10 protein-coding genes are annotated in these 12,263 nt (G+C 67.7%); 9 read left to right on the top strand and 1 reads right to left on the bottom strand.

What is annotated here, in order from left to right; translation table 11 throughout:
* Positions 1 to 202 precede the first annotated feature (202 nt).
* Complete coding sequence (locus LK10_RS14275; RefSeq protein ID WP_043124958.1) at positions 203 to 847, bottom strand: vitamin K epoxide reductase family protein; 645 nt, start codon at positions 845 to 847, stop codon at positions 203 to 205.
* 381 nt (positions 848 to 1,228) lie between these two features.
* Between LK10_RS14275 and LK10_RS21475 the strand changes: the two genes are divergently transcribed.
* From LK10_RS21475 to nadD, 9 genes are all read left to right on the top strand, one after another.
* Positions 1,229 to 4,552 carry an Rne/Rng family ribonuclease gene (locus LK10_RS21475; protein WP_156144183.1) on the top strand — a complete coding sequence of 1,108 codons (3,324 nt, stop codon included), beginning with the start codon at positions 1,229 to 1,231 and terminating at the stop codon, positions 4,550 to 4,552.
* Positions 4,553 to 4,555: 3 nt separating this feature from the next.
* On the top strand, positions 4,556 to 6,064 hold the full coding sequence (gene thiD, locus LK10_RS21965; RefSeq protein WP_052207376.1) for a bifunctional hydroxymethylpyrimidine kinase/phosphomethylpyrimidine kinase: 1,509 nt from the start codon (positions 4,556 to 4,558) through the stop codon (positions 6,062 to 6,064).
* A 289-nt stretch (positions 6,065 to 6,353) separates the two neighbouring features.
* Positions 6,354 to 6,665, top strand: a complete 312-nt coding sequence (gene rplU, locus LK10_RS14260; protein WP_043124956.1) for a 50S ribosomal protein L21 — start codon at positions 6,354 to 6,356, stop codon at positions 6,663 to 6,665.
* Between the two features lie 52 nt (positions 6,666 to 6,717).
* Complete coding sequence (rpmA, locus tag LK10_RS14255; RefSeq protein ID WP_043124953.1) at positions 6,718 to 6,972, top strand: 50S ribosomal protein L27; 255 nt, start codon at positions 6,718 to 6,720, stop codon at positions 6,970 to 6,972.
* Between the two features lie 172 nt (positions 6,973 to 7,144).
* Complete coding sequence (gene obgE / locus LK10_RS14250; RefSeq protein ID WP_043124951.1) at positions 7,145 to 8,731, top strand: GTPase ObgE; 1,587 nt, start codon at positions 7,145 to 7,147, stop codon at positions 8,729 to 8,731.
* Positions 8,712 to 9,851, top strand: a complete 1,140-nt coding sequence (proB, locus tag LK10_RS14245) for a glutamate 5-kinase (protein ID WP_043124950.1) — start codon at positions 8,712 to 8,714, stop codon at positions 9,849 to 9,851. The genes obgE and proB overlap by 20 nt, the downstream gene beginning before the upstream one ends.
* 18 nt (positions 9,852 to 9,869) lie before the next feature.
* Positions 9,870 to 11,207 (top strand): glutamate-5-semialdehyde dehydrogenase, encoded by a 1,338-nt coding sequence (locus LK10_RS14240; protein WP_052207374.1) that lies wholly within the window; start codon positions 9,870 to 9,872, stop codon positions 11,205 to 11,207.
* A gap of 87 nt (positions 11,208 to 11,294) precedes the next feature.
* Positions 11,295 to 11,543, top strand: a complete 249-nt coding sequence (locus LK10_RS14235) for a hypothetical protein (RefSeq protein ID WP_052207373.1) — start codon at positions 11,295 to 11,297, stop codon at positions 11,541 to 11,543.
* Positions 11,544 to 11,548: 5 nt separating this feature from the next.
* Positions 11,549 to 12,262, top strand: a complete 714-nt coding sequence (gene nadD, locus LK10_RS14230; protein WP_269429514.1) for a nicotinate-nucleotide adenylyltransferase — start codon at positions 11,549 to 11,551, stop codon at positions 12,260 to 12,262.
* Position 12,263 lies beyond the last annotated feature (1 nt).

Here is a 12,263-nt window from a genome sequence, read left to right as displayed (position 1 = left end):
CTTCTCATGGAAGTCACCGCCCGCCGTCGTACATGCGCCAAGCCGGTTGCCGCTGGGAGGGGAGTTGGCGTACCCGAGATGGCCAGGGAGGGGAGTTGGCGTACCCGAGATGGCCAGGGAGGGGAGTTGGCGTACCTGAAACGACCAGGGGCGTACGTTGGCGTAGCCGAAACGACCAGGGGCGGGGCCACTACATGGTCGACTACATAGTCGACGGCACGAACATCGGGAGGAAGCGGAAGAAGATCGAGGCGATCACGCCGACGTAGAGGATGGCCACGATGATCCAGCCCCACTCGCCGAGCGTCTTGACGAGGCCTGGCGGTGCAGGAATGACGCCGTGCTGGAGGTTGCGGATCGTCGTCCAGACGAACATCGGAATCATCATCGCCCAAACAACCATGCAAAGAGGGCAGAGGATCCCGATCGCATAGAGCGCCTGGCTCCAAAGCCAGACGAAGAAGGCGAATCCGAGCGTCACCCCCACTTGGAAGCAGACCCAGTACCATCTCCGGAAAACGGCCCCGGCAAAGAGGCCCATCGCTGCGGTCAAGGTGATGGCGAACGCGACGATCCCGATGAACATGTTCGGAAAGCCGAAGAGCGAGCTCTGCCACGTACTCATGACTTCGCCGCACGAGACCCACGGGTTCACGTCGCAGACAGTCACAAAATTCGGGTTGGCCAACTTCTGCAGCTTCTCGAGCACGAGTTCGCCGGACGCAAGCCACCCGACGACGCTCGTAATCAGGAGCAGCCACGCGAACGGGATCCTCTTCGTCATGACGGGGCCGTGTTCGGCTTGGGTCGAAGTCGCGGTCTGGGCGGAGGCAGGGGCCTGCGTCATGACGATGATTCCTTCCTAGATGGCTTGCCCAGATTCTACGGCGCGCGTCTGACACCGAGCTGATTGGGGCGTATGTGAGACAATGCAGTTGGCCGGGCGCCGATCCACATTCGGCGGCCGGTCCGATGCATTGCCATGAAGACCGCCGGTCCAATGCCGGGCGCAGGGGCGAACTGCCCGTCTGCCGCCCGCTGGCCCCGGCGGCACCTTGCCGGCCGGAGAGGCCGCGGGTCCCTGGGCAGCATCGGCCTGAGTGGTCGGCGACGCCGCAGCCACCCGGGTACCAGAGACGACTTCGTCGGCGCCTGCGGGTGCCGGCACGTGGTGCCGTTCGGGCGCCGGATGTGGCGGCGTTGCGGGCGGCTTGTGGAGTACGCACAAATGGACACAGAACAGCAGGCCCAAGAGGGCCCGGAACGTCCCATCGAAGAGGCCGCGCCCGTGGCCAGGGCCCGCCGGGCGCCACGTAGGGCGAAGGCCGCTGCAGGGAGCCCCGTCGAGTCCCCAGAGAGCGGCTCACGCGAGCAGGCCGGGGCGCCCGAGGAAACAGCGAACGACGTCGCGGGACCGGCTCCAGTGGACCCCTCACCCGAGGCGACCTCGCCCGAGCCGGAGGCACCTCAGAAGCCCAAGCGCGCGCCTCGCAGCCGGAAGAAGGCCGCACCTGCGGAGCTGGAGTCGCAGGTGGAATCACCCGTCGAGGTGGCGCCCGAAACGGCAGCACCCGCGGCACCGATCGAGGCCGCCGGAGCACAAGCAGTCGTATCGGCTGAGGGGGCGCCTGCCCCCAAGTCGCGTTCGCGCCGTACCTCGGCCCGCGCTGCGGCGGCCCACGCCGACTCCAAGTCGGAATCTGCAACACCGACGCTCCCCCTTCCTGATGATGGTGAGCAAGCGGAAGAGCCGACCAACGCCTCGGGATCCCGTGCGAAGAGTTCGGTGCGGGCGCGTCGTCGTGCGGTTGTCGCCGCTCAGGCTGCCCAGACTGCAGTGGAAGAGTCGGAGGCCACCGCTGAGGATGCCGAGCCGGAGGCCGAGCCAGCTGCCGAGGAGCAGTCAGCGCGGGTAGCCAAGCGGCCAGCCCGGCGCCGCGCCAAGGCGCCCTCGGCCGAGCCCGCCGCTGAGGCAGCGGAAGCGCAGCCCGCGCCTGAGGCAGCGGAAGCGCAGCCCGCCGCGGCCCAGGAACCCGAAGAGCCCGAGGCGCAGGCCGAAGGCAGCCAGGAAGAGCCTGCTGCCATGGGGCCGCTCGCCGCGCTCTTCAGCGAGCCGCTCTCGCCGACGTCGATGATCTTCCAGGCTCCTGATCTCAGCATCGTGACCCGCTCGGCACCGTCGGTTCCCATCGACGACCAGACCGAGGAAGACGAGGACGACGAGTCGGCAGGAGCGCGCCGCCGTCGTCGTAGCCGGGGCAGGCGGGGTCGAGGCCGTCTCGACGAGGGCTCGGAGGAGACCACCGAGGAGTCAGAAGAGTCGGAAGAGGAGCAGGAAGAAGTCACCTCCCGGCGGCGTCGCCGCCGCCGGCGCGGCGAGAGCGATCTCGAGCTTGAGGGCGGCTACGACGACGACCCGCCCAACACCGTCACGCGGGTGCGGGCGCCGCGCAGCCGAGCGGAGGTCACGAGCAACCGCGTTCAGAGCGTCAAGGGCTCGACTCGCCTTGAGGCCAAGAAGCAGCGTCGCCGTGAGTCCCGCGAGTCCGGCCGGCGTCGGCACGTGATCACGGAGGCCGAGTTCCTCGCCCGCCGCGAATCGGTGGACCGGCAGATGGTCGTCCGGCAGAAGGAAGACCGGATCCAGATCGCCGTCCTCGAGGACGGCGTCCTCGCTGAGCACTTCGTGTCGAAGACGCAGCAGGACTCTCTGATCGGCAACGTGTACCTCGGCAAGGTCCAGAACGTCCTGCCGTCGATGGAAGCGGCGTTCGTGGACATCGGACGCGGCCGTAACGCAGTGCTCTACGCGGGCGAGGTCAACTGGGACGCGGCTGGCCTCGAAGGCGCGCCGCGCCGCATCGAGAACGCGCTCAAGTCAGGCGACTCAGTGCTCGTTCAGGTCACGAAGGACCCGGTGGGGCACAAGGGCGCCCGCCTCACGAGCCAGATTTCGCTGCCGGGACGCTACCTCGTCTACGTTCCGGGCGGCTCGATGACCGGCATCTCCCGGAAGCTGCCCGACGTCGAGCGCAACCGCCTGAAGCGGATCCTCAAGGATCGCCTGCCTGCAGACGCTGGCGTCATTGTGCGTACTGCGGCCGAAGGTGCGAGCGAGGAAGAGCTCACCCACGACATCAACCGGCTTCGGGCCCAGTGGGAGGCGATCCAGGGCCAGGCGACATCGTCCAAGGTCCTCGCGCCCGAACTGCTCTACGCGGAGCCCGATCTCACGATCAAGGTGGTCCGTGACGTCTTCAATGAGGACTTCTCGAAGCTCATCGTGAGCGGCGAGGACGCGTGGGACACGATCGAGGCCTATGTCACCTACGTGGCGCCGGATCTGCTGGGTCGCCTCGAGAAGTACCAGGGCGACGCCGATGTCTTCGCCGAGTGGCGGATCGACGAGCAGATCCACAAGGCGCTGGACCGCAAGGTCTTCCTGCCGTCTGGCGGCTCGCTCGTGATCGACCGCACCGAGGCAATGACCGTCATCGACGTGAACACCGGCAAGTTCACGGGCTCGGGGGGCAACCTCGAGGAGACCGTGACCAAGAACAACCTCGAGGCCGCTGAGGAGATTGTCCGCCAGCTGAGACTGCGGGACATCGGCGGCATCATCGTGATCGACTTCATCGATATGGTGCTGGAGTCGAACCGCGACCTCGTGCTGCGCCGTCTCGTCGAGTGCCTCGGCCGTGACCGCACCAAGCACCAGGTCGCCGAGGTGACATCTCTGGGACTCGTGCAGATGACGCGCAAGCGGATGGGCACGGGGCTGCTCGAAGTCTTCAGCGAGACTTGCGAGGTCTGTGGTGGCCGCGGCGTCATCACCCACGAGGAGCCGGTCGAGCGAGGACGTGCCCAGGGTTCCACGTCGGAGCACCAGCCGTTGCGCGGCGACGGCCAGCAGGCAGCCGTCCGGCCTGAGCGGCGCCGCAGGCGCGGTCGCGGTCCGCAGGACCAGGAGCCGGCCCCGGCCCCCGTGCACCACCAGCCGCCAGCCGAGGTCGACGACGCCGAGCGGCAAGCGCGCGCTCAGGCGACGAGGGCGGCGCTCGCCGCCGTGGCTGCCGCGGCCCACGCTGCCCATGTGCACGACGACGAGAAGGCACACCCCGAGGCGCACGACGAGGCTCCGAAGACGACGCCCCAGCATGAGCCAGCGCCGACGCCACCCGCCCCCGCCAGTCCGGCCGCAGCCGTACCCGTACTCACGATCGGTGGCGAGCGGATTGAGCTTCCTGTCGGTGAGGCAGTTCCGATCGCTCCCCAACCCGAACCGAAACTCAGTCTCGACGCGTTGAGCCACGCGTTCGACGAGCTGACCGGCGAACGCCATTCGGGCGAGGAACGCCACGGTCGCCGGCGTCGCAGCCGCGGCGCCAAGAGCGGCCAAGGATCGGCTGAGGTGACCCGGGTCGACGAATCGGAAAGTGCCGTCGGGGGCCGTACTAGTACGTCCGCGGCCCAGCCAGCGGCGGCTCCCGAGAAGCCCGAGGGCGACGCGCCGCTCATCTTGGGCGTCGGCGTCCCGGCGTCGGAGCTCTGAGACGTGGGGCGGCGCATTCCCCGCGTCCTGAGCATCGCCGGCTCCGACCCCTCGGGCGGAGCCGGCGTCCAGGCCGACCTCAAGAGCATCGCGGCAATGGGCGGCTACGGGATGGCGGCCATCACCGCTCTGACCGCTCAGAACACCCGGGGGGTCACGGGCGTCCACACGCCGCCCCCTGACTTCCTGACGGCACAGCTTGACGCGGTGTCCTCGGACATCGCGGTCGACGCGGTCAAGATCGGCATGCTCTCGGACGCCAAGGTGATTGAGGCGGTGGGGGAGTGGCTCGACCGGGTGCGCCCCGGCGTCGTCGTCCTCGATCCGGTGATGGTCGCCACGAGCGGTGACCGCCTTCTAGCGGACGACGCCGCAGCCGCCTTGCGCGGGCTCCTCGCCAAGGCGGACCTCGTCACACCGAATCTTCCGGAGCTCGGGGTGCTCCTCGATGAGCCGACGGCGGAGAGCTGGTCCGACGCGCTCGAGCAAGGGGAACGACTCTCGGAACGCATCGGTGCTGCCGTCCTCGTCAAAGGGGGACACCTCGGGGGCTCGGACTGTCCGGACGCGCTCGTGGATGCGAGCGAGCCCGAGGGGAAGCGCGTCATCGAGGTGCCGGGGGCGCGTGTCGAGACCCGCAACACCCACGGGACCGGCTGCTCGCTTTCGTCGGCCCTCGCCACGATGCAGGCTCGAACTGGGGATTGGGCAGCATCGCTGCGAGTCGTCAAGGACTGGCTGCTCGGCGCTCTCGCTGCGTCGGACGAGCTTGAGGTCGGTGGAGGCCACGGTCCCGTGCACCACTTCCACCATGCCGAGGGGACGGTCCCCCTTGCCGACGGCGAATTCGCCGCTCGGATGTGGGATGCGACCGCCAAGGTCCGCGCGGAGATTGATGCGCTGCCCTTCGTAGCCCAGCTCGATGCCGGTTCGCTTCCCGAGGCCCAGTTTGCGTACTACCTCGCTCAGGACGCCCAGTACCTCAACGGGTTCTCGAGGGCGCTCGCGCGGGCCAGCGCCCTCGCTCCCACGGAAGAGGAACAGACGTTCTGGGCGAATTCGGCGCAGGTGTGCCTCGAGGTCGAGGCAGAGCTGCACCGTTCGTGGCTCTCCCGACATCCTCTCCCGGGGAGCGAGACGTCGGTCAAGGGCCCGGTGACGAAGGCCTACCTCGATCACCTCATGGCGGCGTCCGCGGTGGGGAGCTATGCGGTTCTCGCCGCCGCGGTACTGCCTTGCTACTGGATATATGCAGTGGTCGGGGAGGATCTGCACCGGCGGCACGTCCAGCGGGCTGCGGCCGGAACGGCATCGCTCGAGCATCCCTACGGGGAGTGGATCGAGACCTACGCTGACGAGGGGTTCGCCGAGGCCACGAGGCGTGCTGTCGGCTTCGCCGACCGGGCAGGCCAAGCCGCTTCGGCTGGAGAGCGGCGGGCGATGATGGAGGCGTTCCACCAGTCGACCGTGTACGAGAGGGACTTCTTCGACGCGCCCTCGAAGTTCGCCTGACCGGGGACGTCCGTTCGGTGGGCTAAACTTGTACAGCGTGCTTCCGGCACGGGCCCTTCACGGCAGGGTGTTTGCCCTGCTGCGGGTGGTCATTTGCGGCCGGGTGGAGGACTGGCGTAGTCTAGATCCTCGGTGCTGACGCCTACACTTGGGTTTTGCTCCCAGGAATCCCCTCGCGGGCTCACGGCATGAAGCACAGTCGAGCGCTTCCAAGCCGCTGCAGAGGCAGCAGTGTGGGGCGCCGCGCGCAAGAGCTTTCAGTAATAACGTCGAGAGAAGTGAGTTCCCAGTGGTGTACGCGATTGTCCGCGCCGGCGGCCGCCAGGAGAAGGTTTCCGTCGGAGACTTCGTGACCCTCAACCGCGTGGCCGGCGGTGCCGGCAGCACCATCGAGCTGCCCGCCCTCCTGCTGGTCGACGGCGAGAAGGTCACGTCCGATTCCGCCGAGCTGGCCAAGGTCAAGGTCACGGCTGAGGTCCTCGAGGACCTCCGTGGCCCGAAGATCGTCATCCAGAAGTACAAGAACAAGACGGGCTACAAGAAGCGCCAGGGCCACCGTCAGGATCTGACCAAGGTCAAGATCACCGGCATCACCGCCTGATCACGGTCCCCGCAGCTCAGTAACCCCAACAGATTCAAGGTAGGCACAGCTCATGGCACACAAGAAGGGCGCAAGCTCCACCCGTAACGGCCGCGACTCGAACGCCCAGCGCCTCGGCGTGAAGCGCTTCGGCGGTCAGACCGTCAACGCCGGCGAGATCCTGGTCCGCCAGCGCGGCACGCACTTCCACCCGGGCAACGGCGTTGGCCGTGGCAAGGATGACACGCTCTTCGCTCTCGAGGCGGGCGCAGTGCAGTTCGGCACGCGCCGCGGCCGTCGCGTCGTGGACATCGTCGTCGCCCAGTAGTCTGGGCTGGCCCGGCAGATGCCGGGACCGCAGTCTTATCACGGTGGAGCGGGCCAGTGGCCCGCTCCACCTGTTTTTTGCCCATGCACCGTCCGGGAGGGCGGTCGCGGGACGCCGGAAGGCGGGCCCCGCGAACTAGAATCGGGGGAGACCCCGGCGTAAGGAGAATGGCGTGGCGAGCTTCGTCGACCGCGTGGTGCTGCACGTATCGGGCGGACATGGGGGCCACGGCTGCGTTTCCGTCAAGCGCGAGAAGTTCAAGCCGTTGGGCGGTCCTGACGGTGGGAACGGCGGGAACGGGGGCGACGTCGTCCTTCGGGTCTCGTCCCAGACGACGACGCTGCTCGACTATCACCATTCGCCTCACCGCCACGCCGAGAACGGCGGCCCCGGCATGGGCGACTGGCGAGTCGGCCACCGGGGCGAGACGCTCGTGCTGCCGGTGCCTGACGGGACGGTCGTGAAGTCGCGGGATGGCGCCGTGCTTGCCGACCTCGTCGGGGAGGGCGCTGAGTTCATCGCCGCAGCCGGTGGCCAGGGCGGCCTTGGGAATGCCGCGCTCGCGACGGCAAAGCGGAAGGCGCCCGGTTTCGCACTTCTCGGTATCGCGGGCGAGGAACGGGATATCGTCCTCGAGCTCAAGTCCATTGCGGACGTTGCTCTCGTCGGCTTCCCCTCGGCCGGCAAGTCGAGCCTCATCGCCGCGATGTCCGCGGCCCGCCCCAAGATCGCGGACTACCCGTTTACCACCCTCGTGCCCAACCTCGGCGTCGTCCAGGCCGGCGACATCCGGTTCACGATCGCCGATGTCCCGGGCCTCATCGAAGGGGCGAGCGAGGGCCGCGGGCTCGGGCACGACTTCCTCCGGCACGTCGAGCGGTGCGCGGCGATCGTCCACGTACTGGACTGCGGCACGCTTGAGTCTGACCGCAACCCCCTTGACGATCTGGACGTCATCGAGGGCGAGCTCGCGAAGTACGACGTCGACATGAGCTTTGCGGGGCCCGACGGCGAGGTTGTCCCGCTCAACGAGCGGCCACGGCTCGTGGCCCTGAACAAGGTGGACCTTCCCGACGGGAAGGCGATGGCCGACATGGTGCGGGCCGAGCTCGAGGGCCGTGGCTACCGAGTCTTCGAGGTTTCCGCGACGAGCCACGAGGGTCTCCGCGCCCTCGGTTTCGCGATGGCGGAGATCGTCCAGCATGCTCGCGACGAGGTGAAGGCCGCTCCGCCCAAGGTGAGCCCCGCCGTCCTCCGTCCGCGCGCCGTCAACGAGAAGTCGTTCACGATCCGCAAGGAGGAGCGCAACCTCGAGCCGCTGTTCCGGATCATTGGTGAGAAGCCCGAGCGGTGGGTCAAGCAGACGGACTTCACGAATGACGAGGCCGTCGGCTATCTCAGTGACCGGCTCAACCGGCTGGGTGTCGAGGATGAGCTCTTCAAGGTCGGCGCGCATGCCGGGGACACGGTCGTCATCGGTGAGGACGACGCTGTTGTCTTCGACTGGGAACCGACGATGTCGGCAGGTGCCGAGCTCCTCGCGGGGCCCCGCGGAAGCGATGTCCGGCTCAGCGACTGGTCGCGGCCGACCCGCGCCCAGAAGCGAGACGAGTTCGAGGACCGCAAGGCTGCCCGGGCCGCGGCTCGCGAGGAACTCGAGGCCGAACGCCGCGCAGGAATCTGGACGGAGTCGAGCCGCCGCAAGGAGTGGGCACCGGATCTGAAGTCCGAGGAGAGCGATGACGACGGCGAGTTCTGAGCTCGGCGTCCGCGGACGGGAATGGCTGCCGGAGGCCCGGAGAATCGTCGTCAAGGTCGGTTCTTCATCGCTCACGACGATTCGCGGCGGGATTTCCGAGCAGTCGCTCGCTGCTCTCGTCGACACGCTCGCCGAGCGGGCGAACGCAGGGACGGAGATCGTCCTCGTCTCGTCGGGCGCGATCGCCGCGGGGCTTGCTCCTCTCGGACTCGCGAAGCGCCCGCGTGACCTCGCGACGCAGCAGGCCGCCGCGAGCGTTGGCCAGGGCCTCCTCATGGCCCGCTACACCCAGGCGTTCGGCGCCCACGGCGTCACGGTGAGCCAAGTGCTGCTCACCGCCGACGACCTCGTGCGCCGCACCCAGTACAAGAACGCACACCGGGCGCTCGAGAAGCTACTGCACCTCGGAGTCGTGCCTGTCGTCAACGAGAACGACACTGTCGCGACCCATGAAATCCGCTTCGGGGACAACGACCGCTTGGCCGCCCTCGTGGCCCACCTCGTCCATGCGGACGCGCTCGTGCTGCTCTCCGACGTCGACTCCGTCTACACGGGACCCCCAGCCGAGGGAGGCGAGCGAATCCCGCACGTGCGCGGCGCGGGGGATCTCGATGGCGTCCGGGTCGGAAGCCCGGGTGCCGCCGGCGTGGGCACCGGAGGGATGGCGACAAAGATCGAGGCCGCGAGCATCGCAGCCAGCTCAGGGATCCCGGCGCTCGTGACGTCGACAGCGGCAGCGGCGCGCGCCCTGGATGGCGAGGACGTCGGGACGTGGTTCAGCGTGAACGGGCGGCGCAAGCCTGTGCGCCTCCTCTGGCTGGCCCACCTTGCTGCCACGAGGGGAACGCTGACGCTCGACGACGGCGCAGTGCGGGCTGTCGTGCAGCGTCACCGATCGCTGTTGCCCGCAGGCATCACCGCCGTCTCCGGGGACTTCGAAGCGGGTGATCCCGTTGAGATCGCGGACCTCGCGGGGAAAGTCGTCGCTCGGGGACTCGTGAACTTCTCAGCCGATGAGCTGCCCGGCATGCTCGGCCACTCCACGAAGGAGCTCGGGCGTGCGCTCGGTCCCGAGTACGAGCGGGTGGTCGTTCACACAGATGACCTCGTGATCGTCTAGCTCGTTAGACTTGAAGGCATGACTGACACCGTCGCCCATCACGAGACTGCCCACGCCATCGAGCAGGAAGCGGCTGCTCCGGCCGCCTCCCAGCCTGTTGACGTCGAGGCCGCGGTCCTCGCGATCGGCGACCGCGCACGTGTGGCCTCGCGCGCCGTCGGGCGTGCCAACCGCGCATCCAAGGACCGTGCGCTGCGCGCCATCGGCGCTGCGCTCAAGGAAAACGAAGCCCGAATTCTTGCGGCGAACGAGAGGGACCTAGAGGCTGGGCGCGAAAACGGAACCTCGAAGGCACTCCTCGACCGCCTCGCGCTGACTCCCGCGCGGATCGACGGGCTGGTCTCCGCACTCGAGAACCTCGCGGGGCTTCCCGATCCCGTGGGCAATGTCGTCCGGGGCCAGACCCTTCCGAACGGCCTGCGGATGCGGCAGGTCAACGTCCCGATGGGCGTGGTTGCGGCGATCTACGAAGCGCGTCCGAACGTCACGGTGGACATCGCCGGCTTGGCGCTCAAGAGCGGCAACGCGGTGATTCTCCGTGGGGGAAGTGCTGCGGCCAACACGAACCGCGAGCTCGTCGCCGTCCTGCGCGACACGCTCGTCGAGGTCGGACTGCCCGCCGACGCGGTTCAGACCGTTGACGACTACGGGCGCGCTGGCGCGGAAGTGCTCATGAAGGCGCGCGGCCGCGTCGACGTGCTGATCCCTCGCGGCGGACGGGATCTCATCCAGAACGTCGTCCTCAACTCGACCGTCCCGGTGATCGAGACAGGCGAAGGCAACGTGCATATCTTTGTCGACGAGTCGGCCGACGAGGCGATGGCAGTCGAGATCCTGCTCAATGCCAAGACTCAGCGCCCGAGCGTGTGCAATACGGTCGAGACGCTCCTCGTCCACTCCAAGAGCACAGTGCTCCCGGCTCTTGCCCACGCCCTCGCCGAGCGTGGCGTGCGCCTGCACGTGGACGGACGCTCGATGGACGCGCTGCCCGCCGGGGTCGAAGCTGTCGCTGCGACCGATGTGGACTGGGCGACCGAGTACATGGACCTCGATCTCGCCGTTGCCACTGTGGACTCGATCGACGAGGCGCTTGAGCACATCAGGCGCTGGAGCACTGGGCACACAGAGGCGATCATCACGAACGATCTTCGCAACGCGGAGCGTTTCATCGCGGAGATCGATTCGGCCGCAGTGATCGTCAATGCGTCTACCCGCTTCACGGACGGCGGGGAGTTGGGGCTTGGTGCAGAAGTCGGCATCTCGACACAGAAGCTGCATGCTCGGGGCCCCATGGGCCTTACCGAGCTGACCACGACGAAGTGGATCGTCCAGGGCGAGGGACAGGTGCGCGCGTGAGTCGTTCCCTGCACCTGCCGGGGTAGGATGATCGGAAGATTGGTCACTGTAATCACCACAGATTTCGTAAGGCTCAGAGGAGTAATCATGCTGGCAGCGCTCATGACCACCGCACTCACCGTGGGTGCAGAGGCCGCGGCGGATGAGAAGGCACCGACGATCGCCCCGCCGTTCGTCATCGGCGGCACGCTCTTTGCCATCTTCCTCGTACTGCTCTTCGTGACCTCGTCGTACACCAACCTCGGCCGCCGTCACGAGGCGACGGATGAGCATGCTGACCCGCACCGTCAGCACCCGAACAAGCACGACCGTCACGTGGGCTCCTCGAGCCACTGACACCTTTGACGGAACCAGTACAGGTGCCGGGCGGGCGGCGCATTCGCCTCGGAGTGATGGGTGGGACGTTCGACCCGATCCATCACGGGCACCTCGTAGCGGCGAGCGAGGTGGCCTCGAAGTTCGGCCTCGACGAGGTCGTCTTCGTGCCCACCGGTGAACCGTGGCAGAAGTCGAGCCGCCGGGTGAGCCTGGCCGAACACCGATACCTCATGACGGTGATCGCGACTGCCTCAAACCCGCGCTTTACAGTGAGCCGAGTCGATATCGAGCGCCCCGGGCCGACCTACACCATCGACACCCTTCGGGACCTCCGCGCCGAGCGTCCTGAGGCCGATCTGTACTTCATCACGGGTGCGGATGCCATGGCGCAGATCGTCGGCTGGAAGGACGTGGATGAGCTCTGGAGCCTCGCCCACTTCGTCGGGGTCACCCGACCCGGGCACGAACTGCCCGACCTCGGTCGGGCAGAGGTGAGTCTCCTAGAGGTGCCGGCGATGGCGATCTCGTCGACAGACTGCCGGGCACGGGTCGCTTCCCACGAGCCGGTCTGGTATCTCGTTCCGGATGGGGTGGTCCAGTACATCGCGAAGTACGGCCTGTACCTGGATGATGCGAATGCGAGGGCGGCGCGAGCTGACGGTGTGATCCACCTTGCGCCCACCCAGACCCCATTTCGTCGCGCGGGGGCGGCAGGAAGCGCATCCGCGGCCTGGTGAA

Source organism: Sinomonas humi (assembly GCF_000802235.1).
In the GTDB taxonomy this organism is placed as follows: domain Bacteria; phylum Actinomycetota; class Actinomycetes; order Actinomycetales; family Micrococcaceae; genus Sinomonas; species Sinomonas humi.
The sequence above is the reverse complement of the archived record's forward strand: the minus strand, read 5'-3'. Positions and strand labels throughout refer to the sequence as shown.